This window comes from Streptomyces sp. NPDC043952 (assembly GCF_056435325.1).
In genome coordinates this window covers 20,166-43,394 of the sequence record NZ_JBWKES010000005.1, presented here as the reverse complement: position 1 = coordinate 43,394, position 23,229 = coordinate 20,166, and the positions used below count along the sequence as shown (strand labels likewise).

21 protein-coding genes are annotated in these 23,229 nt (G+C 71.8%); 1 reads left to right on the top strand and 20 read right to left on the bottom strand.

Annotated elements, in window-relative coordinates; genetic code table 11:
- Positions 1 to 51: 51 nt before the first annotated feature.
- The 11 genes from AC069R_RS07440 to AC069R_RS07390 all read right to left on the bottom strand — a co-directional run bounded on the left by AC069R_RS07440 (position 52) and on the right by AC069R_RS07390 (position 11,366).
- Complete coding sequence (locus AC069R_RS07440) at positions 52 to 552, bottom strand: DUF4234 domain-containing protein (protein WP_478765342.1); 501 nt, start codon at positions 550 to 552, stop codon at positions 52 to 54.
- A gap of 92 nt (positions 553 to 644) precedes the next feature.
- Positions 645 to 776 carry a hypothetical protein gene (locus tag AC069R_RS07435; protein WP_478765341.1) on the bottom strand — a complete coding sequence of 44 codons (132 nt, stop codon included), beginning with the start codon at positions 774 to 776 and terminating at the stop codon, positions 645 to 647.
- A gap of 126 nt (positions 777 to 902) precedes the next feature.
- Complete coding sequence (locus AC069R_RS07430; protein ID WP_478765339.1) at positions 903 to 2,120, bottom strand: MFS transporter; 1,218 nt, start codon at positions 2,118 to 2,120, stop codon at positions 903 to 905.
- A complete protein-coding gene (locus tag AC069R_RS07425; RefSeq protein ID WP_478765338.1) occupies positions 2,120 to 2,638 on the bottom strand; it encodes a GNAT family N-acetyltransferase in 519 nt (172 codons plus the stop codon). The genes AC069R_RS07430 and AC069R_RS07425 overlap by 1 nt, the downstream gene beginning before the upstream one ends.
- Position 2,639: 1 nt before the next feature.
- Positions 2,640 to 3,776 (bottom strand): type III PLP-dependent enzyme, encoded by a 1,137-nt coding sequence (locus AC069R_RS07420; RefSeq protein WP_478765704.1) that lies wholly within the window; start codon positions 3,774 to 3,776, stop codon positions 2,640 to 2,642.
- A gap of 128 nt (positions 3,777 to 3,904) precedes the next feature.
- Positions 3,905 to 5,188: a DUF6271 family protein gene (locus tag AC069R_RS07415; RefSeq protein WP_478765336.1), complete on the bottom strand. Its 1,284-nt coding sequence runs from the start codon at positions 5,186 to 5,188 to the stop codon at positions 3,905 to 3,907.
- A complete protein-coding gene (locus AC069R_RS07410) occupies positions 5,185 to 6,216 on the bottom strand; it encodes a phytanoyl-CoA dioxygenase family protein (protein ID WP_478765335.1) in 1,032 nt (343 codons plus the stop codon). The genes AC069R_RS07415 and AC069R_RS07410 overlap by 4 nt, the downstream gene beginning before the upstream one ends.
- 416 nt (positions 6,217 to 6,632) lie before the next feature.
- Complete coding sequence (locus tag AC069R_RS07405) at positions 6,633 to 8,144, bottom strand: glycoside hydrolase family 3 protein (RefSeq protein WP_478765333.1); 1,512 nt, start codon at positions 8,142 to 8,144, stop codon at positions 6,633 to 6,635.
- 6 nt (positions 8,145 to 8,150) lie between these two features.
- A complete protein-coding gene (locus AC069R_RS07400) occupies positions 8,151 to 8,981 on the bottom strand; it encodes a carbohydrate ABC transporter permease (protein WP_397983501.1) in 831 nt (276 codons plus the stop codon).
- The gene (locus AC069R_RS07395; RefSeq protein WP_478765331.1) at positions 8,978 to 9,976 is read right to left on the bottom strand and encodes a carbohydrate ABC transporter permease; all 999 of its coding nucleotides are present in this window, start codon (positions 9,974 to 9,976) and stop codon (positions 8,978 to 8,980) included. Before AC069R_RS07395 ends, AC069R_RS07400 begins: the two co-directional genes overlap by 4 nt.
- Before the next feature lie 112 nt (positions 9,977 to 10,088).
- Entirely contained in the window at positions 10,089 to 11,366 is a 1,278-nt protein-coding gene (locus tag AC069R_RS07390; protein WP_478765329.1) for an extracellular solute-binding protein, read from the bottom strand.
- 323 nt (positions 11,367 to 11,689) lie between these two features.
- Here AC069R_RS07390 and AC069R_RS07385 point away from each other — a divergent pair, with 323 nt between their 5' ends.
- The gene (locus AC069R_RS07385) at positions 11,690 to 12,433 is read left to right on the top strand and encodes a GntR family transcriptional regulator (protein ID WP_478765327.1); all 744 of its coding nucleotides are present in this window, start codon (positions 11,690 to 11,692) and stop codon (positions 12,431 to 12,433) included.
- Positions 12,434 to 12,440: 7 nt separating this feature from the next.
- Here AC069R_RS07385 and AC069R_RS07380 read toward each other — a convergent pair whose 3' ends face one another.
- The 9 genes from AC069R_RS07380 to AC069R_RS07340 all read right to left on the bottom strand — a co-directional run bounded on the left by AC069R_RS07380 (position 12,441) and on the right by AC069R_RS07340 (position 23,209).
- On the bottom strand, positions 12,441 to 14,009 hold the full coding sequence (locus AC069R_RS07380) for an MmgE/PrpD family protein (protein WP_478765326.1): 1,569 nt from the start codon (positions 14,007 to 14,009) through the stop codon (positions 12,441 to 12,443).
- 161 nt (positions 14,010 to 14,170) lie between these two features.
- The gene (locus tag AC069R_RS07375) at positions 14,171 to 14,539 is read right to left on the bottom strand and encodes a nuclear transport factor 2 family protein (protein WP_397983506.1); all 369 of its coding nucleotides are present in this window, start codon (positions 14,537 to 14,539) and stop codon (positions 14,171 to 14,173) included.
- Positions 14,540 to 14,591: 52 nt separating this feature from the next.
- Positions 14,592 to 15,542: a diacylglycerol/lipid kinase family protein gene (locus AC069R_RS07370; protein ID WP_478765324.1), complete on the bottom strand. Its 951-nt coding sequence runs from the start codon at positions 15,540 to 15,542 to the stop codon at positions 14,592 to 14,594.
- 185 nt (positions 15,543 to 15,727) lie between these two features.
- Positions 15,728 to 16,924 carry a cytochrome P450 gene (locus AC069R_RS07365; RefSeq protein WP_478765322.1) on the bottom strand — a complete coding sequence of 399 codons (1,197 nt, stop codon included), beginning with the start codon at positions 16,922 to 16,924 and terminating at the stop codon, positions 15,728 to 15,730.
- A gap of 223 nt (positions 16,925 to 17,147) precedes the next feature.
- On the bottom strand, positions 17,148 to 18,641 hold the full coding sequence (locus AC069R_RS07360) for an MFS transporter (RefSeq protein ID WP_478765320.1): 1,494 nt from the start codon (positions 18,639 to 18,641) through the stop codon (positions 17,148 to 17,150).
- Positions 18,642 to 18,736: 95 nt separating this feature from the next.
- Positions 18,737 to 20,218 carry an MFS transporter gene (locus tag AC069R_RS07355; RefSeq protein WP_478765318.1) on the bottom strand — a complete coding sequence of 494 codons (1,482 nt, stop codon included), beginning with the start codon at positions 20,216 to 20,218 and terminating at the stop codon, positions 18,737 to 18,739.
- Between the two features lie 52 nt (positions 20,219 to 20,270).
- The gene (locus AC069R_RS07350) at positions 20,271 to 21,281 is read right to left on the bottom strand and encodes a ketoacyl-ACP synthase III family protein (RefSeq protein WP_478765316.1); all 1,011 of its coding nucleotides are present in this window, start codon (positions 21,279 to 21,281) and stop codon (positions 20,271 to 20,273) included.
- Positions 21,282 to 21,413: 132 nt separating this feature from the next.
- Entirely contained in the window at positions 21,414 to 22,181 is a 768-nt protein-coding gene (locus tag AC069R_RS07345; RefSeq protein ID WP_478765702.1) for a thioesterase II family protein, read from the bottom strand.
- A gap of 29 nt (positions 22,182 to 22,210) precedes the next feature.
- Positions 22,211 to 23,209, bottom strand: coding sequence for an LLM class flavin-dependent oxidoreductase (locus AC069R_RS07340; RefSeq protein ID WP_478765314.1), 999 nt, complete (start codon positions 23,207 to 23,209; stop codon positions 22,211 to 22,213).
- Positions 23,210 to 23,229 lie beyond the last annotated feature (20 nt).

Here is a 23,229-nt window from a genome sequence, read left to right as displayed (position 1 = left end):
CGGGTGCCCGGTGCGGGTCACCCGCGGGACCGGCGTGCCGCGTGCCCTTGGTCAGGCCGCCAGCAGCACCCCGGCGCCCGGTTCGACGCCCGGATAGGCGGCGACGACCAGGTTGAGCTGGCGCTGCATGTACCAGGTGTTCAGGCCGAAGACGAGCGACAGCCACATGCTCACGGCGGGGCTGCACGTCACCGGCAGGCCGGCCGCGCGCTGGGCGTTCGCGATGGCCTTGCCGGTGTTGTAGTACGAGACCAGCGGTGCGACCAGGGTCCAGCTCAGGAGGAGCAGGACCAGCAGGCTGCCCGCCGGGTTCAGGGTCCGGCGTCTGTCGAACTCCTGCATCTCCTTGTGGATGTTGTAGTACCACACCAGGTGGTAGATCCCGAGCGTGATGATCGGCAGGCCCAGCCATACGGCGACCGGGCCGCGGGACTTCATCGCCAGTCCCGACAGGCCGGTCGCGGCGGGGAATCCGGCGCCGGGAGCGATCGCGCCGCCGGTCGCGAACGGCACGTGCCGGCTGTTGTCGGTGGTGGGCTTGATCTCGTCCATGTGGCGCGCTCCCCGGATGCTGTCGTCGGAGCGAGGAGCATGGCAGGAAGTGAAGGTCCTGTGAAGACAGTTGGCGATTCAACGAAGAGTCGTCACATCTTCGTGACCCAGGGGCCGGCGGGGGTGCCGAGGGAGGCTCGGGTGCGGGGCTTCTCGTCCAGCGACGCCACCAGGGAGCGTAGTTCGCGGGCGCTCTTGGCGGCCAGGGCGTGCAGGACTTCCATCCGGGCCCGTAGCGGGCGTGGTCGAGGCGGCGGAGGGCGGCCAGGCAGGGGTCGGACAGGTGGTCGATAAAGGGGTGGCGGCGCCGGGCGCGGACAGGGAGTGCGGCGCGCGGGGCCGAGGGGCGCCTACGCGGCACTGCCCTTTCGGTCGTCGTCGGTCATGGAGGGCAACGCAGTCACCTGCGGCTCCGGCGACCAGCGGATATTCCAGGGGATCCAGATCGCGGTCACGGTGACCGCGAGCGCCGAGGCGGCGACCACCGCCATGCCCAGGGTGAGGCCGCCCGCCGTCGCCACGAAGCCGATCAGCGCGGGGCCGGCCAGCAGGCCCACGGTGCCCATGGCGGCGACCAACGACAGTGCGTCTGAACCCCGTTCGGCGGCGGCGACGTACACGCACGGGGTGATGGCGGCCGCGCCGAGGCCGACGCAGGCGAAGCCGAGGAGCGTCGCGGGCACCCCGCCGGTCAGCAGCGCGAGCCCCAGTCCGACGGCGGCCAGTGCGCTGCCCGCGCGCACCACCGGGCCGTCGCCCCACCGGTCGCGCCAGCGGTCGGCGCACGCGCGGGCCAGCAGCATCGTCGCGGAGACCACCGCGATACCCAGCGGGGCGACGGTCGAGGACGCCTTGACGGTGTCCTTCAGGTAGAGGGTCGACCAGTCGTTCATCGCCCCCTCGGTGATGGTGCCGAAGGTCATCGCGCAGCCCATGAGGAGGGTGAGGCCGGAGGGGAGGGTCCAGTGCCGGGCGCGCCGCTTCTCCGGCGTCGCGGCCGGCGCGGGCGCGTCGGGGAGCAGACCGCGGCGGGCGCACACCGGCAACAGCAGCAACACCGCGCCCGCGATGGTGAAATGGGCCGGGACGGACTGGGTCAGGCTGGTCACCCCGGAGGTCAGCAGGGCCGCCGTGAGCAGGCCCGCGCTGAAGGTGGCGTGCAGCTGGGACATGGCCGTACGGTCGTACGACGACTCCAGCGCGGCGCCCTGCGCGTTCATGGCCACGTTGAGGCAGCCGACGGCGACCCCGTCGGCGCAGACCGCGAGGAGCGCCAGGGGGTAGTTCGGTACGACCGACAGCGCGGCCAGTACGACGATCAGGGCCAGCGCCGAGGCGAGCGACAGGGTGCGTGCGCCCAGGCGCCGCATCAGCACCGCGACCAGCGGGAACGCGGCCGCCGCGCCCGCGCCGCAGGCCATCAGGAGGAGGCCCACTTCCCCGGCTCCCAGATCGAGGCGGGTCTTCAGCGCGGGGAGGCGGGAGACCCAGGTGCCGTACTGGAAGCCGAGGAAGCAGAACAGGGCCGCGATCGACCACTTGGCGCGGGTGAAGGAGGGGGTGGGCATCAGGGCGTCCTCAGCGCTTCGCGGAACAGGCGGGCCGACATGTAGAGGGCGTCGGCGCCGTAGGCCGACGGGACGGGGGTCTCGGGGTGGGGCGCGTAGCCTTGCGCCCGCCAGAAGGTCTCCTTGCCGGCCACGGCGACGAGGGAGACGGTCTCGAAGCCGCGGGCCCGTGCCGTCTCGGTCACATGGCGGACCATGCGGGTGCCCAGTCCCCGGCGGCGCAGCGGGGCGCTGATCACCAGGTCGTGCAGGTGGAGGTTGGTGGTGTCGTGACGGGTGTGCTCGGGGCGGCTCGGGTCGGGGCAGTGCGCGCGGGGGTAGGGCAATGTGAGGGCATAGCCGGCGAGTTGGCCGTGCACGGTGAGGGCGAAGCAGGTGGCGGGCGAGGCGGCGGCGCGGGAGCGCAGCAGGTGCTCGCCCTCGGCGAGGGAGAGGTGTGCGTACGCCTCGTGTTCCAGGGCCGCCAGGGCGGGCCAGTCGGGGGCCGCGATCTCCCGGATGTGCAGCGGGTCGTTCATGTCAGGGCCGTTCGTGTGCTGGGGAGTCGGGTGCGCGGACGCAGACGCAGGGCAGCGGGGCGAAGCCGTTGAAGCCGCCGGTGGTGTAACTCGTGGCGTAGGCACCGGCGGAGAGGATCCACACCGGGTCGCCGGAGGTGACAGAGCGGGGGACGCGGACCGGGTGCAGGCCCGCCCCGTAGGCGTCGTCGCTGTCGCAGGTGGGCCCGGCGACGATCGCCGGCACCGTCTCCCCCGCGTCCGCCCGGCCGGGGAAGACCATGTGGTGGGTCAACTGGTCCATCTCGTAGAGGCCGTTGAACTTGCCGCAGCTGAGATAGAGCCAGTGCGCGTCCTCGCCGTCCGGACCGCGGCGGCGGGTGAGGCGGGTGACGTGGGCGCGGACGGCGCCGTGGTCGGCGACCAGATGGCGGCCCGGTTCCATGACGAAGGTGACGGGGGCGAGGCCGCGGAGGCGGTCCATGCCCTCGCGGAGCACGGCGAAGATCTTGTCGAGGGGCGGCGCGAGGGGGTTGCCGTGGCGGTCCCGGTAGCCGAGCGCGGGCAGTCCGCCGCCGAGGTTGATGTGGTCCGGTACGATCCCCCGCCCGACCAGCGCCGTCAGCGTGTCGGCGAGCAGGTCGAGGGCCGCCTGCCAGCCCTCGGCGGTCATCTGCTGGGAGCCGACGTGGACGGACAGACCGGCGGGGGTGAGGCCGGCGGCGCGGGCCGTGTCCAGGATGCGTACGGCGTCCTCGGGGGCGCAGCCGAACTTGCGGTTCAGGCCCCACAGGGCGCCCTCCCCGCTGGTGGCGAGGCGGCAGAACACACGGGCGCCGGGGGCGTGCCGGGCGATGGCGGTGACGTCCTCGACGCTGTCGGTGGCGAAGGTGCGGATGCCCTGGCGGTGCGCCTCGGCGATGTCGTGGTCGGACTTGATGGTGTTGCCGTAGTGGATGCGGTCCGGATCGACGCCGGTGCGCAGGGCCTGGGCGATCTCGGCGGGGCTCGCGGCGTCGAAGCCGGAGCCGCGGGCGGCGAGACAGTGCAGGACGTCGTCGACCGGGCATGCCTTGAGGGCGAAGCGGACGTCGGTGCCGGGGAGTTCGGAGAGGAGGGAGTCGTATTGGGCGGCGATGCCGGTGAGGTCGTAGATGATGCGATCGGTGTCGGCGCAGGAGAGGGCGGTGGCGAGTGCGCCTGTCCGGGTGCCGGGAGCTTTCGTCGGGCGGGTGTGGGTCCGGTGGGCCTCGGCGTGCGGTTGCCCGCGCCTGTCGGGGGCGGCGTTCACGGGCGGGTCGCTTCGATCAGTGCGGGCCAGGCGTCGATCAGGTCCGCGTAGGCCGTCATGTCCGCGGCGGCCTCGGTCAGCAACTGGTCGCGTTCGTCGCGTATCCGGTCGGCGAACTCCGCGTACCTTCCGCCCAGTTTCCGGTACGACGTGTCCAGGCGGTCCAGGCGCCAGAGGTTCTCGGCGGGGTCCAGGGTGGTGCTCTCGCGGAGGAACGCGGTGATCAGGTCGGGGCGTATCCGGTCCTCCGCGTCCAGGAGGGCGGCGCCGGTCGCGGTCATGCGGTCGTAGACAGGGTGGAAGTAGCGCATGGACAGCAGGAACTTCACGAAGCGGCGCTGGTAGGCGGGGAAGCCGGTGGGGGTGCGGCGTTCGGGGGTGTGGAAGTTCTCGATGTGCCGGTTGTGGAGGATGCCGGGCAGGGTGGCGTCGTGGACCAGGTGGAGGAGGAAGTAGTCGCTGCCGATGGTGTCGGTGGCGGGCGGCAGCGGGACGCGTTCGTAGACAGATCGGTCGAAGGCGACGTTGCACATGTCGACGCGCATGGGGTCGACCAGGGTGAGGGTCGAGCGGTCGCCGGTGAACGGGGTGGTGCCCACGCCGGTGAAGGACTCGGCGACCAGGTCCCGTTTGCGCTCCTCCGGCCAGTCGACCGGCGCCCAGAGGCCGACCACGTCGTGGTAGACGGCCGGGTCGAGACGGCGTATCTCGCCTATGTCCACGGAGAGTTCGCCGATGAAGGACGCGCCGGCCAGGGAGACCGGGCGCCGGGCGTGGGCCGGGTCGAGGTCGGTGGGCAGGCCGGCGGCGGTGGCCTCGGCGGCGGGGTGGCCCAGCCAGGGCAGCTCGTGGTGGATGGGGAACACCGGTTGTCCGGCGTGGAGTTGGTAGGTGCTGTCCGAGTCCCTGCGGTGCACGGAACGGCAGCCGAGCGCGGCGGCGAACAGGAAGGCGCGGTTGGTGCAGGCGCCGTAGGAGACGGCGGGCGGGAGCAGGAGGTCGAGGAGGCCGGAGGGCAGGTTCGCGGCCTCGATCAACTCCCGCAGCCGGGCCCGCTGTTGCTGCTCGTCCATGTGGTGGACGGTCACGCCGGGGACCTCGGGGAGGGCGGCGAGGACCCGGAGGTGGTCGGCGCGGGTGCGGTCGTCGGCGGAGTCGAGGATCAGGAGGTGGACGTCCGTGCCGAAGTGCCCGACGGCGTAGGCGGCCTCTTCGTGCAGGGCGGTGATCGTCGAGGGGCAGGCGCGGTTGGTGGGCAGGCAGAGGCAGATGGCGGTCACTCGGCGTCGCCTCCCCGGGTCCAGGAGTCCAGGCCGAGCAATTTGCGGCCCAGGGGGTTCAGTTCGGCCGTGCCGTAGCGCTCCGCCTCGGGGCGGCGGGCGTCGCCGAGGAGGGTGGCGTTCCAGTCGGGGGTGGCCAGGGTGCGCCAGGAGTGCACGCGGGAGTCGCGCAGGGTGGTGTGCTCCTCCAGGGCGGGCATCATCGACAGGTACTGGACGGCCCGGACCCCGCGCTCGGAGTGGTTGGGGGCGACGCCGTGGGCGAGCAGCCCGTTGAAGATGAGCAGGTCACCGGCCTGGAGGTCGGGACGCACGACGGGGAACTCGGCGCGGTCGGCGTTCGGGCGGATCGGGTCGCGGCCGGGTGGCTGGGCGAGGCGCCATTCCTCGAAGCGGCGGAAGAGTTCGGGGGCGCACTGGAAGCCGCCGAGTTCGGGGCGGGTGTCGTTCAGCGCGATGATGCCCTGCACACGCTGGGGCAGCACGGCGCGGGTGGTGTCCACGTCCCAGTGCAGATCGATGTCGAAGCCCTCGCTGGTGGGTTCGATCAGCGAGCGGGAACGGGTGCCGGTGTTGGGCGGATTGAGGTTGAGGCGGTCGAGGGTGACCCACAGCTCCTCGCAGTCCCAGACGTCCACGAAGGCGTCGTAGACGCGCTGGTTCTGGCGGCTGTTCCACAGGAGCTGGTGGTGGTACGCCTCCACGAAACCGTAGATGAACAGGTGCTGGTCGAGCTCGGAGCGGAACTCCGGCCGCGTGTACCAGGTTTCCGGTCGGTCGGGGTCCAGGCCCTGGAACTCCCAGGTGAAGTCGAGGAGTTGCTTGGCCTCGCCGGGGGTGATCGCCTCGCGGACGACGACATAGCCGTACGTCTGCCAGAACGCGAAGTCCTCGGCCGAAAGCACCCTCAGCGGGCGGGACTTCTCGATGTCGCGCAGTGGGGTCGGGGCGAGGTAGGTCTCGCCGTCGGCGCTGAAGTAAGGGCGGTCGGAAGCCGCGCGGTGGAGGTAGGGGGCGGGTGTCTGCATGCGAGCACTCCGGGGGTACGGATGTGGGTGGCGGTGAGACATTTGCCGGTGGCATACGCCGGGCGCGGAGATGTTCGGGCGGGCGGGGTGGCCGCCGCGCGGAGGGCGGGTGAGGTGGGAGGTGGGTGCGGAGGGGGCGCTGAGGGGGTGCGGGTGCGACCGGGTGGCGGGTGCGGGTGCGGCCGGGTGGCCGGTGCGAGTGTGGCCGGGTGGCGGGTGCGGGTGCGGCCGGGTGGCCGGTGCGGGTGCCTGGTGGCTGGTCGCGCCCGCGCGGCGGAGCCGCATGTCGAGCACGCCCGCACCCCTTCGGGGGCACGGATACGCGCAAAATCCCGGCGAACGGCAAAGGCCCACGCCCCCGCGGACCCGCCCCAGCCGGAGTACGACAGGCCCCCCGACCTGTCGTACTCCGCTGCTCAGCCCCTGACGACGGCTTCCGCCGCGGCGAGCCCGCACACCCGTGCGGCGCCGTACGTCGCGATGTGCAGGGCGCCGCGCGGGGGCGCCTGGGGCAGGCCCATCTCCACGACAACGGTGTCGGGGCGGGCGGCGAGAAGGGTGTCGAGGGCGGAGCGCATCCAGTCGTGGCGGTGTTCGTCGCGGACGGCGGCGACGATCCGGCGGTCGCCGGCGGCGGCGAGGGCACGGGTGCCCGCGTCCGGGCCGGTGAAGGAACCGTCCGTGCTGCCCGGCACCAGCCGTCTCAGCTCGACGGCGACACCCCAGGGCGTCTGGTCGCCCACGGCGATGTTGGGCTCGGGGTTGAACTGGGCGACGAAGACGGGCGAGTCGACGGGTGCCGGGGCGCCGGAGCGGGTGACTCTCAGCGCCCGGCGGGCCGCCGTCAGGCCGATCTGCGGGGCCGGCTCGGTGCGGGCCGCGTCGGCGCGCCCGGCGGCGGTCCAGCGGGCCAGCTCCCGTACCCGCGCGGCCGCGTCGGCGAGGCGTTCCTCGGGGAGTTCGCCGGAGCGTACGGCGGCCACGAGCGCGTCCCGCAGGCCGAGCACCGTGTTCTCGTCGCACAGCCCGCCGCCCACGCAGATCGCGTCGGCGCCGGCCGCGATGGCGAGGACCACGCCGTGTTCCAGGCCGTAGGTGCCGGAGATGGCGCGCATCTCCATGCCGTCGGTGACGATCAGGCCCTGGTAGCCGAGTTCGCCGCGCAGCAGCTCGGTGAGGATGCGGCGGGAGAGGGTGCCGGGGCGGTCGGGGTCCAGGGCCGGGACGAGGATGTGCGCGCTCATGATGGCGCGGGTGCCGGCGGCGATCGCCGCGCGGAACGGCGGCAGTTCGCGGGCGAAGAGGGTCTCCGCGTCGACGTCGATGCGGGGTACGGCGTGGTGGGAGTCGATGTTGGTGTCGCCGTGGCCCGGAAAGTGCTTGGTGCAGGCGGCGACGCCGGTGGACTGGAGGCCCTCGACCCAGGCGGCGGTGTGCCGGGCGACGAGGTCGGTGGCGGGGCCGAAGGAGCGGACGCCGATGACGGGGTTGTCCGCGTTGGCGTTGACGTCGGCGGACGGCGCCCAGTCGAAGTTGACGCCGCAGGCGGCCAGCCGGCGGCCCAGTTCGCGGGAGACGGCGCGGGTGAGGTCCGGGTCGTCGACGGCGCCGAGGGCGTGGTTGCCGGGGAACGAGGAGCCGGTGCGCACGTCGAGGCGGGTGACGTCGCCGCTCTCCTCGTCGATGGCGATCAGAAGGTCGTCCCGCTCGGCCCGCAACTGGGCGGTGAGGGAGGTGACTTGCTCCTCGGTGACGACGTTGCGGCCGAACAGGGCGACGGAGGCGAGGCCCTCGCCGACGCGGCGGCGCACCCAGTCGGGGGCGGCGGTGCCGTCGAAGCCCGGCTGGAGCACGGCGAGGGCGTCACGGGTGAGGGCGTCACCCGAGGCGGAGCCGCTGTCAGACCCCGTGGTGGCGAGTGTGGTCATCGGGCGTCATCCCTTCACGGCGCCGTCGGTCAGACCGCTGACAGCCTTGCGTTGCAGGAAGATGAAGAGGATCAGGATGGGCAGCGCGAACAGGGACGAGGCGGCCATGGTGGCGCCCCAGTCGTCGCCGAAGGCGGTCTGGAACTGCGACAGCCACAGCGGCAGGGTCTGCTTCTCGATGTCCTTGTTGAGGATCAGGACCAGCGGGAACTCGTTCCAGGCGGTGATGAACCCGAACAGCGAGGTGGCCATGAGGCCCGGCGCGAGCAGCGGGAAGATCACCTTGCGGAACGCCTGGAGGCGGGTGCAGCCGTCGACCATCGCCGACTCCTCCAGCTCCTTCGGCACGGCGGCGATGTAGCCGCGCAGCGTCAGGACCGTGAGGGGCAGCACCATCATCGCGTAGAAGACGGTGAGCGGGACGAGGCTGTTGAGCATGTCGCCGTCGCGCACGATCATGTAGATGGCGATGATCATGACCTCCCAGGGGGCCATCTGCGCCAGCATGAAGGTGACGATGAACCCGCGCCGCCCCTTGAACCGCATCCGGGTGAGCGCGAAGGCGGCGAACAGGGCGATGACCAGCGACAGCAGGACCGAACAAACCGTGACCGTCACGGAGTTGGCGACCAGTGTCCAGAAGTGGTCGGCGTGCACGGCCTTGTCGAAGTGCCCGAAGGTGAAGTGCGTCGGGAACCAGACCGGGTTGTCGGTGATGATGTCGCCGGTCGGCTTGAAGGCCGTGGCGAACATCCAGTACACGGGGAACACGAAGCCGACGAAGAGGACGACGGCGGTCGCGTTGGGCCAGATACGGCCGAAGACGGAGCGCTTCACAGCTCGTCCTCCTCTTGCTTGAGCACCATGCGCAGGTAGTACGAGGTGATGACGAGCAGGACCAGGATGGTGAGGAAGGAGATCGCCGCGCCGACCCCGAAGTGCTGGTTTCCGACGCCCTCGACGTAGGCGTAGATCGGCAGGGTCTCGGTGAGCCGGTCGGGACCGCCCTCGTTCATGGCGAAGACCTGCGGGAACGCCTTGAAGACCCAGATGACTTCGAGGAAGGTCGTGGAGTAGAGGAAGGGCCGCAGGAAGGGCAGGGTCACGGAGGTGAAGCTCTGCCAGGCGCCGGCGCCGTCCAGGGCGGCGGCCTCGTACAGCTCCCTGGGGATGGTGGTCGTCGCGGCGTACAGGTTGATCGCGACGAACGGGATCGACTGCCACACGATGAGCAGGACGATCACCGAGAAGGTGGAGAACTGGCTGCCCATCCAGTTGTAGTCGGCCATCGAGTGCCAGCCCAGCTTGTCCAGGACCCAGTTGACGACGCCGAAGCGCTGGGCGAACAGCCACTGGTAGACGGTGGTGGCGGCGATGACCGGCATGGCCCAGGCGAGGACGAGGCCCACCAGCAGGGTGAGGCGCATCTTCTTGCCGAGGCGGGCCAGCAGCAGTCCGACCAGGGTGCCGATCACCATGATCAGGACGACGTTGACGGCGGTGAACAGGACCGAGCGTTCGACGACCTTCCAGAAGTCCGAACCGGTCAGGACCTGCTGGTAGTTGTGGAAGCCGTTCCACTCGGTGAGGTGCTGGATGAGCTGCCGCGGGTTGAGGTTCTGGAACGACAGCATGCCGTTCTTGACCAGCGGCCAGCCCAGCAGGACCAGTGTGGCCGCCAGCGCGGGCAGCAGGAGGAGATAGGGGGCGGCGGCAAGGCGGCCCGCCGGGGGCCGGGAGGCCCCGGCCGCGCCGCGGGGCGGGCTCGGCGCCCGGCCCTTGCGGACAGCGGGCCCCCCGGCCGTGTCCGTGCCTTCGGTCTGCACTGACATGAGTCGTCGTCTCTTCCGTGGCCGTACGAAATCCATGCGCCCCGCGGGCCCCGGAGGTCGCGGGCGGACGCGGGTGAGCCGGGGGCGTCGCTGGGACGCCCCCGGCGCGGGGTCAGTTCTGCTGGGCCAGACGCTGGTCGATCTGGCTCTCGACGTCCTTGGCGGCGGCGGCCGGCGCCTTGCCGTTCAGCACGGCGGTCATGTACGACTTGATCGGGTTCGGGGTGTTCTCCACCGCGGCCCACTCGGGGATCAGCGGGGTGGTGCCGCCGACCGCGGCGGCCGGGGCCGCGGCCTCGGCGGCGGCGTTGCCCTTGAGGTTGGACTCCAGGGACTGCTTGTTCGGGATGACGCCGCTCAGCTTGGCCAGTTCGCCCTCGTACTGGTCGGACAGGGCGATCTTCAGGAACTCCTTGGCCAGGGACTGCTTCTTGCTGTTCTGGGCGACGGCGAGGTTGGAGCCGCCGAGGAAGACGCCTTCGGGCTTGTCGGCGGTGGCGCCGGGGATGGTGAAGTAGCCGAGGTCCTTCTCGATGGACTTGTTGGCCTGGACGGCGGTGGCCGCCTCCCAGCCCATGCCGATGAAGGCGCCGGTCTTGCCCTTGGCGAAGACGGTGGCCTGCTGGGGGTTGGCCTCGTCCTTGTCCTTGGGGGCCTTGGAGTAGGCGGCGTACTTCTTGTAGATCTCCATGGCCGCGGCGACCTTGGGGTCGGCGAGGTTGGAGACGTACTTGTCGCCCTGCTTCTTCACCAGGTCGCCGCCCTGGCCGACGATCAGGCCGTCCAGGAAGTACCAGTTCTGGCCGGGCAGGTAGATCGGCTCGGCGTCCGTCTTCTTGCCGATGGTGTCGAGGTCCTTGAGGAACTCGTCACGGGTCTTCGGCGTGGACTTGATGCCGGCCTGGGCCCAGATCTTCTTGTTGTAGATGACGATGCGGTTGGCGAAGTACCAGGGGGCCGCGTACTGCTTGCCGTCGTAGACGGACGACTTGGAGACCGAGGGGGTCCAGTCGGCGCCGATGGACTGCTTGAGGTCGCCGAGGTCGGCGAGGCCGCCGGTGGACGCGTAGGCCGGGGTCTGGGTGTTGCCGACCTCCAGGACGTCCGGCGGGGTGTCCTCCGAGAGCGCGGTGGTGATCTTCTGCTGGATCCCGTCCCACTGCTGGATCTCGAACTTCACCTTGGCGCCGGTCTTCTTCTCGAAGGCGGCCTGGACGTCCTTGGTCCACTGCGCCGGCGCGGAGCCGGTCATGGTCCACACCGTCAGGGTCTGGCCCTTCCAGCTCGCCGGACCGGCGTCCTTGCTGTCATTGCCGCTGTTTCCGCCACACGCCGCAACGGAGACCATCATGCCCGCGATCACGATCGCGGAAGCGAGCTTGCGCTTCACGCCACCCTCCTCAGGGATGCCACTCAACCCCCCACGCCCTCGGCGGTGACCTGCGTACGACGCTGTTGCACGTAGGGCTCGGGACCTGGCCACTAATGGTGTAGACCAGTACGGTGGAGCTTGGCCTAGACCTTTCGGGGTGTCAAGGGTGGTCCGGGCGGCGGATGGAGGCCGTTACGAGAAAGTCACCGGAGTACTTTCGTCCGGTTCTCCGCCATCCCCCGGCCCGGTCCGCCCCTTTCGCCCGGTCCGTTCAGTTGGACTAGACCATAGGGCACTTGCTCGCTATAACGGGAGCCCACCGACACGGCCGGAAGGCAGGCATGACCACCGACGTCAGCGGCGCGCGCGTGCCGAAGTACTACCGGATCAAGCAGCGGCTGCTCGCCATGACCGAGGCGCTCCAGCCCGGCGCGGCGGTACCGGCGGAACGGGTGCTCGCCGAGCGGTTCGACACCTCCCGGACGACCGTGCGGCAGGCGCTCCAGGAGCTGGTCGGGGAAGGGCGGCTGGACCGGATCCAGGGCAAGGGCACGTTCGTGGCGCAGCCGAAGCTGTACCGGACGCTGCAACTGACCTCGCACACCGAGGACATGCGGGCGCAGGGGCTGTCGCCCGCGTCGCAGGTGCTCGATGTCGGGGAGGTGCCGGCGGACGAGCGGCTGGCGGGGCTGCTGGGGGTCGCCGTGGGCGAAAGGGCGCTGCGGATCGAGCGGCTGCGGCTGGCCAGCGGGGAGCCGATGGCGATCGAGACGACGCATCTGTCGGCGCGGCGGTTTCCGGGGCTGCGGGGGGTGCTGGCCTCGTGTCCGTCGCTGTACACGGCGTTGGCGGAGGTGTACGGGGTGCGGTTGTCGTCGGCCGACGAGACGATCGAGACATCGCTGTCGACACCTCGGGAGGCGGCGCTGCTGGCGACGGACGTGGGCTTGCCGATGCTGCTGATGTCCCGGCACTCGCGGGATGCGCAGGGGGTGCCGGTGGAGTGGGTGCGCTCGGTCTACCGGGGGTCGCGGTACAAGTTCGTGGCGACGCTGCGGCGGCCGGCGGGGTGGGGCGCGCGGTAGGGCGGCGTCAGTCCAGGAACGCCGTCTCTATCCAGCGCCGGACCGCCGAAGGGCGCATGCGGTGGAGGCGGTCCACCGTGTCGGCGACCTCCTGGGGGCCGCCTACCGAGAGGAACTTCTCGCGCACCAGGTCGGTGTGGGAGGCGCGGGTTTCGGGGCCCGCGGCGCCGATGGGGATCAGGCGGGTGCGGGAGACCGTACGGCCGTCGGTCAGGCGGACGGTGACGCGGGCGCCGGTCGCCTTGGTGGAGCGGGAGAAGTCGCGGTCGTCGGCACGGACCGCGCCGACCAGGTCCACCAGTTCGTCGCCGCCGAAGCCGCGCAGCCAGGGCACGGCCAGCTCCCCCGCCTCCCGTACCGCTTCCCCGAACGGGGCGTCGGACAGGAAGAGTTCGCGGGTCATCTCGGTGTCGTGCTCCAGCCGGATCCGCTTGGCCAGCGCCCAGCGGTCGAGGTCGTCCACGGCGGGCGAGGAGAAGTCGTCCACGGAGAACTCGCCGGTGAGCAGGGTGGTCGCCACGGGGTACGGCACGTCCAGGACCAGCGCGCCGAGCGGGGAGCCCGGCCCGGTGACGTAGCGGGCGGCCCGCTCCCCCGCGAACAGGGTGTACAGAGACGCCTCCACGACGACCTCGGCCACGTCCTGCGGGCGCAGCGGACCCAGTTCGCGGTGGATCCCGGCCGCGCAGTCCACGGCCGCGTCGATGCCGGGGCCGCCGGGGTGCATCTTGAAGGAGAGGGTGTCGGTGTGCCAGCGCCGGCCGAGGCCCTTGGCGACCGCCTGCGGCAGCGGGACCGTGGCGAAGCGGGCGAGGAAGCCGTCGCTGTGCTCCATGATGTCGGGCGCGCCGCGCAGCCCGGCGTACGCCGCGTCGCAGGCGTCCATCGCGGTGCGCACCGGGGTGAAGGTGTTGAACAGCCGGGCGTCGCTGGCCAGGAAGGCGCGCATCAGGGGCCAGTTGGGCATGGCGAAGGCCAGTCCGAAGGCGTTCTCGTACAGGCTCGCGGGGGCCCGGTCGGCGTGCAGTCGCCCGGCGACGGCGCCGGCCAGATGGGTGTGCACGGCGCTCTGGCCGCGCAGCGGTCCCAGGGTCGCGGAGGCGGTGATACGGGCCGCGCACTCGTTGGCCACGACGACCGAGGTCAGCAGGGAGAGGCCGTCCAGGCGGCGGGCGTAGGCGAAGGCGAGGGGCACGGCGACCGTGGAGTTGGACAGGTGCCCGGCGTACGCGGTGTCGTCCAGGTTGAGCCAGGAGCCGAGCGCGGCGAAGACCCCGGCGGCCTGGCGGGGGTCGCGCTGCATGGGGTGCCCGAAGGCGGCCACCAGCTTGCGGCCCAGGGGGTGCTGGAGTCCGGCGCGGATGGAGGCGATCTGCGAGAGCACCTGGCTCGCGGCGAGCTTGAGCACCCGGCACGGCACGGCCTGCGGGCGCAAGGTGGCGGCCCAGTGCGACAGTTCGCGCAGCGGGGTGTCCGTGCCGGCAAGGTGGCGGGCGGCCGGGGCCGACGCCTCGGCCTGCTCGGCCCAGTCGTCGCACAGCGCCCGGGCGACGCTCTCCGCGAGGACGGCGGTCATGGCGGGTACCTTCCGTGCGTGCGTCGAAGGGGAGGACCGCGGTGCCCGGCACATCGAAGTGGAGGACGACGGTCCCCGGCACGTCGAGGTGGCGGACGCCGGTCCCCGACACGGGTGCGGGAGCACCGGATCGACCGGTGCTCCCGCGACGCGTGCCGGTGTTACGCGGCCGGGACCTTGTCCAGGAAGCCGTAGACGGCCTTGATCTTGCCGGCCTCGTCGGCGACGAGGACGTCGAAGCCGATGGCGACCGGCTCGGCGCCCGGCTCGGTCACCAGGCCCCACTGGAAGCGGGCCTGGTTGTGGTGGGCGTCGACGGTGCCGTGCAGCTCGAAGGAGAGGCCCTTGAACTGGTCGCGGGCGCCGGCCACCACGGCCGCGAAGCCCTCGTGACCCTCGACCGCGGCCAGCGGGTCGATGTACGGGGCGTCGGCGGTGAACAGCTCGGCGATGGCCGCGGCGCGCTTGTCGGCGTCCGCCTCGTTCCAGATGGCGAGGTAGCGGGTGACGGTGGTGGTCAGGTCGCTCATGCGGGCGATCTCCTTTTTGGGTGGTGCTTCTTCGGTTCTTCGGACGGTTGGTTCAGGGGGTGGCAGGCGCCCACACGGGGAGGGCTCCGGGGAGCACCTCGAAGGTGGCCGCGGCGCCGATGCCGGGTTGGTACTCACCGTCGTGCTCCAGCGGGAGGCGGCGGCCGTCGGTGCGTTCCACGGTGATCCGGCGGCCCCGTGCGTACACGGTCGCCGGATGGGTCATATGGGCGGCGTCCAGGGTCAGTTCGGGGACCTCGGCCGCCGTGATGTCGCCGCCGATGACGCAGACGTCGAGCAGTCCGTCGTCGAGCAGCGAGTCGGGCAGCACGTGGAAGCGGCCGCCGCGGTAGGGGCCGCCGCCGACGTTGGCGAGGACGGTGGGGCCCTCGTGCACGATCCGGCCGTCGACCGTGACCCGGCCGGGGTACGGCTCGTACCCGTCGGCGGTGTCGGCGAAGGCGCGGACGTAGCGTTCGCGGCCCTTGAGCGGCACCTGCTTCGCGGTGATCAGCGCGTCCGCGATGACGCCCGAACAGGCGCCCAGGTACACGTAGTTGCGGGTCTCCACCAGGCGTGCCAGGTCGAGCCTGCGCAGCCGGGCGGTGCCGCCGACGCCGTGGTCGGTGAGGATCGCCTTGAGCGCCTCGCTCCAGGGCCGCTCGCCCCACAGCATCTTGTAGCCGGAGTTGCCGGTGCCGCCGGGCACCACCGCGAGGCTGGCCCCGTGGTCGGCCGGCACGAGTCCCTGGACGGCCTCGCGGACCGTGCCGTCGCCGCCGATGGCGACGATCAGGTCGGGTGCGTCGTCGGTGCGCTCCAGGGAGCGGCGTACGGCGACGGTCGCGTCCCCCGGTCCGCTGGTCTCGTGCACCTCGGCCCGCTCCAGGTAGGACGCGCACAACTCCCTTACCTGGCCCACGAGTTCGGGGCTGTGACTGCCGGAGGCCGGGTTGGCCAGGATCAGGGCCCTGGTGGGTCCGGGGGCTGCGGTGTCTGCCATGACGGGCGCTCTCCTCACGTCGGACGCACCGGCGGTGGACGGAACACGGATGACTCTGCCAAGCGGTCCTGACCTGGCACTGACGCGCTACTGACGCGTTGTCATGCACCCTCCGGGACCCGTACCGGACGGCCGCCCCGGCGGCGGGTACCCGCATCGGGTCCCGCCGTCGGGGCGCTCCGGCGTCACCAGGTGACCGGCAGCTCCTGGAGCCCGTACACGATCGTGTTCTCGCGGAAGCGGACGTCCTCCGGCTTTACCGCCAGGCGCAGCGACGGGAAGCGGGTGAACAGGGCCTTGAGGCAGACCTCCAGCTCCATCCGGGCCAGGGAGGCACCCGGACACAGATGGGGGCCGAAGCCGAAGGCGAGGTGGCCGGAGGCGTTGCGGTGGATGTCGACCTCGCCGGCGCCGGGGTAGACCGATTCGTCGTGGTTGGCCGCGGGGATGGCGACGATCACGCCGTCCCCCTTGCGGATGGTCGCGCCGCCCAGTTCGACCTCGGCCACGGCCGCCCGCACCTGGTTGTCCTGGGAGATGGACCAGTAGCGCAGCAGCTCCTCTACCGCCGGCTTGAACAGGCTCTCGTCCGCGCGGAGTTCGGCGAGCTGGGCGGGTTCGCGCAGCAGGCTGAGGACGCTGAGGCTGATCTGGTGGGCGGTGGTCTCGTGCCCGGCGACGAGGAAGAACCTGGCCATGGCCACCAGCTCCTGGTGGGACAGCTCGCCGGTGCCGACGTACTTGGTGGCGAGCCGGCTGATCAGGTCGTCCCGCGGTTCGGCGGTGCGCCGGGCGACGAGCCCGTCGAGGAACTCGGTCATCGCGGTGAACGCCGCGTACGTCTCCTCGGGGCCCGCCTCCTGGGAGAGGATGACCTGGCTCTGCTCGGTGAAGTCCGCCTCGTCCTGCTCGGGCACGCCGAGCATGCGGGCGATGACCAGTGAGGGCAGCCGGATGGCGAAGTTCGCCACCAGGTCGACCGGCTTCGGCCCGCGCGCCAGCTCGTCCAGCAGGCCCTCGACGAGGAGTTCCACCTCGGGGCGCAGGGCGCGGGTGCGGCGGGCGGTGAATTCGGTCAGGGCCATCCGGCGCAGCCGGCCGTGCTCCGGGTCGTCCATGCGGCTGAAGGACATCACGCCCGGCTCGGGCGGCAGCTGGATGCGGATCGGGAAGCCGGGCTGCTGGTCGTCGGCGCTGAACCGGTTGTCGTTGAGCACCTGGCGCACATCCGCGTGCCGGGTGACCAGCCAGGCCTCGCCGCCTCTTATGCGCACTCTCGACGGCGCTTGCCCGCGCAGTTCCGCGTACGCGTCCGGCGGCCCGTACGGGCACGACCGGGGCATGGGCCAGTCCGGCAGGGTTCGCTGCTCACATGCGGACATTCGGGATTCCCTCCGTTGGCTGAAACTCAGCGTTGGAAGCACATCCTGATGAGCGGCGCTGACGGAAATCTGACGGGTTACTGACTCGTTATCAGCTGGTAAACGTCTGCTTTTCCGGGGGCAAAACGGGTGGCGGGCAAGCGGTTCGCAGACGGTGCGGAACAACGGAACGGGGGCCGGCGCGCTCGGCGCCGGCCCCCGTCGGGGCGGAGTGCGGGACGGGTCAGGCGGCCGCGGCCACCGCGCCCGCCTGTGCCGCCTCCGGCCGCGGCAGCAGCTGCACCAGGCAGGCGACCGCGACGCAGATCCCCGCCTGGACCAGCAGTCCGGTGCTGAAGGCGTGGGCGTAGGAGTGCGCGGTGACGTGCGGTCCGGCGACGCCGAAGAAGACCACGCCGAGCACCGCGATGCCGATCGCGTTGCCCATCTCCTGGGCCGTGGAGAACACACCGGACGCGGCGGCCGCGTGGTGCGGGGCGACGCCGGCCAGGACCAGCGAGGCGAGCGGGGCGATCACGAAGCCCATACCGAGACCGGCCACGACCATGGCCGGAATGCACCAGGCCACGTTCCCGGTGCTGTCCAGGTGCCATGCGGTTTCGGCCAGGCCCAGGTTGCCGACCGCCTGGAGCACCGCGCCGAGCGCGAGCACCTGCTTGCCGAGCTTGGCCGCGACCTTGGGCGACTGCGCGGAGCCGAGGAAGAATCCGAGGCCGAGCGGCATGAACAGCAGCCCGGACTTGAGCGCGGACAGGCCGCGGCCCTCCTGGAGGTACAGCGCGAGGACCAGGAAGAAGGAGGCCATCGCGGCGAAGAACACCAGCAGGGAGACGACACCGATGCCGAACGCGCGGTCCTCGAACAGGCTCGGGTGGATCAGCGGCGACCCGTCACGCGCGGCCTTGCGGCGCTGGGTCCACCAGAACGCGGCCAGCAGCGGCACGGCCGCGATCAGGCACTCCCACGTCCAGGTCGGCCAGCCCTGCTCGCGGCCCTGGACCAGCGGCAGCACGATGGCGGTGAGACCGGCGGTCACCAGGACGACACCGGTCCAGTCGAGGCCGGTACGGCCCTCCGCGCGGGACTCGGGGACCAGCTTCGGGGTGAGCAGCAGGACGACGGCGCCGATGGGGGCGTTGATCAGGAAGATGGTCCGCCAGTCCCAGCCGAAGAGGTCGGCCTTGATCAGCAGACCGCCGATCAGCTGGCCGAACACGGCGGAGGCGCCCATCGTGATGCCGTACGCGTTGAACGCGGCGACCCTGGCCTTGCCGGTGTAGGCGGTGGTCAGGATGCCGAGGACCTGCGGGATGACCAGCGCGGCGGCGGCGCCCTGGACGGCGCGGGCCGCGATCAGCTCGGCCATGTTCGGGGCGATGCCGCAGGCCAGCGAGGCGAGTGCGAACAGGGCCAGGCCGACGGCGAACACCTTGCGGCGGCCGTACAGGTCGCCGAGCCGGCCGCCGGTGATGAGCATCGCGGACAGACCGATGTTGAAGGTCGCCGCCACCAGCTGGATCTCGGCGCTGGTGGCGTGCATGTCCCGCTGGAGCGAGGGGATGGCCACATTGACGATGAAGAAGTCGATGTTGGCGATGAACAGGCCGAGCAACACCACGAGGAGAGCTCCCCAGGCGGGCTTGCCGCCGGTTTCCCCCTGGTCCGTTGCCGGCACGGACTCGGCAGTTCTGCCGGTCGGTTCCGCTTCGGTGGTCATGGTCGAACTCCTCTGTGGTGCGCTGAGGGCGCGTCCGTCGGCGGACGCGCGGAACGGGGCCGGCGGCGGGCCCGCGCACGGGCCTGCCGCACGGCTCAGGACGTGGGCGCCTTCTTGGGCGGGCGCGGGAACAGCTGGACCAGGGCGGCCACCCCGAGCGCGAACGGCACCAGCAGGTAGACGCTGGCCCGGAAGGCGTCGGCGAAGGCGTCGGGGCCGGTGCCGCGGCCGAGGACGTGGTAGAAGACCACGCCCACCAGCGCGACGCCGATCGCGCCGCCGACCTGGTTGGCCGTGGACAGCACGCCGGAGGCCGCGCCCGCGTAGCGCGGGTCGGTGCCGGCGAGGGCCACGGTGGCCAGCGGTGCCATCACCATGGCCATGCCGGCGCCGCCGACCAGCAGCCCCGGCACCAGCCAGGCGACCGGGCCGTGGGTGCCGATGTGCTCCACGGCGGCGTACAGCCCGATCAGGCTCGCCGTCAGCACCAGCGCGCCGACCGCGAGGGTCTGCCGGCCGAGCACCGCGGCGATCTGCTTGGCGGTCAGCGAGACGCCGAGGAAGCCGACGCCGAGCGGCAGGAAGACCAGGCCGGAGTCGAGCGCGCTGAGCCCGCAGCCCTGCTGGAGGTAGAGGGCGAGCACCAGGAAGAACGACGCCATGCCCGAGTAGTAGACGACGGCCGTGCTCACCCCGACGGTGAAGGAACGCTGGCGGAACAGCGCCGGGTTGACGAGCGGGCCGCGGTCGGCCGCCGCCAGCCGCCGCTGGTACAGCGCGAACAGGGCGAGCAGCACCGGGGAGGCGGCCAGGCACACCCAGGTCCACTCCGGCCAGCCCTCCTGCTGGCCCTCGGCGAGCGGCAGGACGACGGCGACCAGGCCCGCGGAGACCAGCAGCATGCCGAGCGGGTCGAGGCGGGACTTGCCCTGTGCCCTGGACTCGGGCACCACGCGGGGCGCGAAGACCAGCGCGGCGATGCCGATGGGCACATTGACCAGGAAGCAGGTGCGCCAGCTGAGCCCGGCGATGTCCAGGTGGATCAGCACACCGCCGATGAGCTGCCCGAACACCCCGGCGAGACCCATCGTCAGGCCGAAGGCGTTGAAGGCGCGGACGCGGGCGGGCCCGCTGTAGACGGTGCCGATGATGGCGAGGACCTGGGGGCCCATCAGGGCGGAGGCGAGGCCCTGGGCGACGCGGGCCGCCACCAGCTGCCCGGCGGTGGGCGCGCTGCCGGCCCAGGCCGAGGAGAGGGTGAACAGGGCCACGCCGATCAGGAACATCCGGCGGCGGCCGTAGAGGTCGCCGAGCCGGCCGCCGGTGATCAGTCCGGCCGCGTACGCGAGCGCGTACCCGGCGACGATGAACTCCACGGCGGACGAACTGGCGTGCAGGTCGCGCTGGGTGGCCGGGATCGCCACGTTGACGATGAACACGTCGAGGGTGATGACGAAGGTGCCGATCAGGATGATCGGCAGCATCGCCCAGTGCGGGGCCGCGGGCTGCGCCGGTGCGGCGGCGGGCGGGTTCCCGTTCTGGTCCGGGGCGGCTTCCCGGGGTTCTTGTAGGGCCATGACGGCCGTTCCTTTCATCGGTCGGCGGGGGACTGAGGAGCCGCCCCTCCCGTCACCAGGACGGGGTGTGCAGGATCTCCAGTACGGCTGCGGAGAAGCTGAAGCCCGCCCCGGCCGCGACGACGAGGACGAGGTCGCCCGGTCCGACGGCGCGTTCCAGGACGAGGTGTTCGAGGCCGAGGAACTGGTCGCCGGGGCCGACGTGCCCGTACTTGCGGCCGACTTCCCAGGTGCTCTGCTTCTCCGTGAAGCCCAGCAGGTCGAAGTTCTCGGGGGTCTTGTTGCGGTGGACGTGCGGGGTGACGACGCGGGAGATGTCCTCGGTGGTCACGCCGGCCTCGGCCAGCACGCGCTTGGTGGTGGACATCAGGGCGGCCTCGTAGCGCTCCCAGGAGCCCTCGGCCTCCGGGGTGGCCGCGTGCTGCCTGCCGCGTTCGATCAGCCGTACCTCGGGGCCGGGCTGGAGGGCGAAGGGTTCCAGGCCCCGGTTCCAGCGCTCCAGCGAGTTGTCGGCGCCCAGGGTGGCGGCGATCACCCGCGCGAAGCCGGTGCGCCCGGACACCAGCAGGGCGCTGCCGCCGTCCGCGAAGATCAGGTTCAGCTGGATGTTCCAGCGGTCCACCCAGGGCGCGGCGAACCGGTCGCCGGTGGTGAGCAGCACCTCGGTGGCGAGACCGGAGGTGATGTAGCCGGCGGCCAGGCTCAGGGAGCCGACGGCGGCGTTGCAGCGCTGCTGGAGGTCGAAGCCGGGGACGCCGGGGCCGACGGTCTCGTTCGCGACGTAGGCCGCGGCGGGCCACATGTCGTGGCCCTGGTAGCTGCCGGAGGAATGCAGGACGAGGCCGACGTCCGCGGGGGCGATGCCGGAGCGTTCGACGGCGAGGCGGCCCGCGCGTACGGCCATCTCGGGGCCGGAGAGTTCGTCGGAGACGGCGATGTTCTCGAAGCCGAGGTCGCGGTGCTCCTCGTCCACGAGGCCGTCGGCGGCGGCCTGGGCCACCGTGATCGTGTCCGGTATCCATGACCCGGCCGACGCGATGAAGAGGTCTTTGTCGAATCTCATGCTGCTGCTTCTCTCTCGGATGGGTGGCCTCGGCAGTACGTCGGGGAGAGACCGACGAGCGCCGTGTCGGCGGGCCGTCTGTCACCTTCTCGCAGCCCGCTGACACGGCGCTGACGCGCGCCCTTTCCCCGGTCAGCTCACGGCGGTGGCCACGGTCCGCTGGAGCCGGTGTGCGAAGTGGGCGGTGACGGCCTGCGCGTGCGTGTCGATGTAGAAGTGGCCGCCCTCGTACTCGTTGTGGCCCAGGTACGCCGGGGTGCGCGCGGCCCAGTGGGTCATGGCGTCCGGGGCCTCCTGGAGCGGGTCGCTGCGGCCGCCGTAGGAGGCGAGCGGGCAGCTGACGCCGGCGCCGTCGTCGTCGTAGTCCCCGGCGACCCTGAGGTCGGAGCGCAGGGCGGGCACGACCAGGGCGAGCATCTCGGGGTTGTCGTAGACCTCGGCCGGGAAGGAGCCCAACTTCTTGATCCACTCGATGAGTTCGGGCTCCGGCATCCGGCTCTGCTCCTCGGTCGGCTTGAAGAAGCCGACCGGCGACCAGCCGGACATGCCGATCATCGCGGGGGCCGGGCCGCCCTCCTCCTCCATGCGGATGGCGAGCCGGAAGGCCAGCTGCGCCCCGAGGCAGTGGCCGAAGAAGGCGAACGGGCGGTCGTCCAGGTCGTCGAGGACCGCCTCGTGCAGGGCTTCCAGCAGCGGCCAGAAGTTCTCGTACGTCTCCTCGTCGCGGCGGTTGTGCCGGCCGGGGAGGGTGACGGCCTGCGGGGAGATGTCCGGCGGCAGCAGGCGTTCCCAGTCGCGGTAGATGATGGCGCCGCTGCCCGCGTGGGGCAGCAGGAACAGCCGGATGGAGGCGTCGGGCGAGGGCTCCACGGGGTGGAACCAGTGTCCCGCGCTGGACATCTGGCTGCCGGCGGTGCCGATGGCGGTGGTCACGACTGCGTACTCCCTACGGTGGGTGCGGGGCCGAGGGCGCGTACCGCGGGCAGCAGCACCTCGGCGATCTCCTTCAACTGGGGCTCCGGGTCGAGGGATCCGATGCGGATCACCAGGTGCCGGGCGCCGGCCCGGACGTAGCCGGCGAGCCACTGCGCGCACTTCTCGGCGCTGCCCCAGGCGTACGCCTGGATGGTGCGCATCTGCTCCAGCGAGCGGCCGTAGTAGTGGCTGATGTAGTGCTCCAACTCGGCCTCGGCGGCGGCCTCGTCGCTGTTCACGGTGACCGTGGCGTACAGGCCGGGGACCACCGTGCGCCCGGCCTCGGCGGCGAGTTCGCCGAGGCGGGCGGCGGCGCGGCCGTAGGCCTCGACATCCGGCAGGAAGGGGAGCCAGCCGTCGTAGCGGGTGGCGGCGCGGGCGAGCACCTTGGGGGTGTCGCTGCCGGCCAGCCACAGCGGCGGGCCGCCGGGCACGGCGGGCGAGGGCAGCCGGTCCAGGTTCTCGGCCTGCCAGAACCTGCCCTCGAACTCGGTGGGTTCGCCGTCCTCGCCGGAGCGCCAGGCGGCGCGCCAGAGCGCGGCGATCTCGTCCAGGCGGCCGACGCGGCCCTGGAAGGAGGCGCCGACGGACTCGAACTCCGCCTCGGTCTCGGCCATCGGGAAGCCCGAACCCAGGCCCAGGATCAGCCGGTCGGCGGCCACATGGCTGAGGCTCGCGATCATGTTGGCGCCGATCAGGGGGTGGCGCAGGGCGGGGGTGAGGGCGGCGGTGCCGACGGTGATGCGGCGCGTCGCGGCGGCGGCGGCCGACAGGACGACCAGGGGGTCGAGGCGGGGGCGGGCGGTGAGGGAGTCGCCGGCCCACAGGGAGTCGAACCCGAGGGCTTCCGCGTTCCGGGCGAAGTCCAGCAGCGGGGCGGCGGCGTAGGTGCCGTTGATGGCCTGCTCGCGGGTGGGCAGGAGGATGCCGATCCGCAGCGGTTCGGTACTCATGAACGTGTCACTCTCCGCGG

Excerpts from the sequence above, each read along its gene's own strand:
- AC069R_RS07440 (WP_478765342.1), bottom strand. The coding sequence starts at position 552 with ATGGACGAGATCAAGCCCACCACCGACAACAGCCGGCACGTGCCGTTC.
- AC069R_RS07435 (WP_478765341.1), bottom strand. The coding sequence starts at position 776 with ATGGAAGTCCTGCACGCCCTGGCCGCCAAGAGCGCCCGCGAACTACGC.
- AC069R_RS07430 (WP_478765339.1), bottom strand. The coding sequence starts at position 2,120 with ATGCCCACCCCCTCCTTCACCCGCGCCAAGTGGTCGATCGCGGCCCTG.
- AC069R_RS07425 (WP_478765338.1), bottom strand. The coding sequence starts at position 2,638 with ATGAACGACCCGCTGCACATCCGGGAGATCGCGGCCCCCGACTGGCCC.
- AC069R_RS07410 (WP_478765335.1), bottom strand. The coding sequence starts at position 6,216 with ATGCAGACACCCGCCCCCTACCTCCACCGCGCGGCTTCCGACCGCCCT.
- AC069R_RS07405 (WP_478765333.1), bottom strand. The coding sequence starts at position 8,144 with ATGACCACACTCGCCACCACGGGGTCTGACAGCGGCTCCGCCTCGGGT.
- AC069R_RS07395 (WP_478765331.1), bottom strand. The coding sequence starts at position 9,976 with ATGTCAGTGCAGACCGAAGGCACGGACACGGCCGGGGGGCCCGCTGTC.
- AC069R_RS07385 (WP_478765327.1), top strand. The coding sequence starts at position 11,690 with ATGACCACCGACGTCAGCGGCGCGCGCGTGCCGAAGTACTACCGGATC.
- AC069R_RS07380 (WP_478765326.1), bottom strand. The coding sequence starts at position 14,009 with ATGACCGCCGTCCTCGCGGAGAGCGTCGCCCGGGCGCTGTGCGACGAC.
- AC069R_RS07375 (WP_397983506.1), bottom strand. The coding sequence starts at position 14,539 with ATGAGCGACCTGACCACCACCGTCACCCGCTACCTCGCCATCTGGAAC.
- AC069R_RS07370 (WP_478765324.1), bottom strand. The coding sequence starts at position 15,542 with ATGGCAGACACCGCAGCCCCCGGACCCACCAGGGCCCTGATCCTGGCC.
- AC069R_RS07365 (WP_478765322.1), bottom strand. The coding sequence starts at position 16,924 with ATGTCCGCATGTGAGCAGCGAACCCTGCCGGACTGGCCCATGCCCCGG.
- AC069R_RS07360 (WP_478765320.1), bottom strand. The coding sequence starts at position 18,641 with ATGACCACCGAAGCGGAACCGACCGGCAGAACTGCCGAGTCCGTGCCG.
- AC069R_RS07355 (WP_478765318.1), bottom strand. The coding sequence starts at position 20,218 with ATGGCCCTACAAGAACCCCGGGAAGCCGCCCCGGACCAGAACGGGAAC.
- AC069R_RS07350 (WP_478765316.1), bottom strand. The coding sequence starts at position 21,281 with ATGAGATTCGACAAAGACCTCTTCATCGCGTCGGCCGGGTCATGGATA.
- AC069R_RS07345 (WP_478765702.1), bottom strand. The coding sequence starts at position 22,181 with ATGTCCAGCGCGGGACACTGGTTCCACCCCGTGGAGCCCTCGCCCGAC.
- AC069R_RS07340 (WP_478765314.1), bottom strand. The coding sequence starts at position 23,209 with ATGAGTACCGAACCGCTGCGGATCGGCATCCTCCTGCCCACCCGCGAG.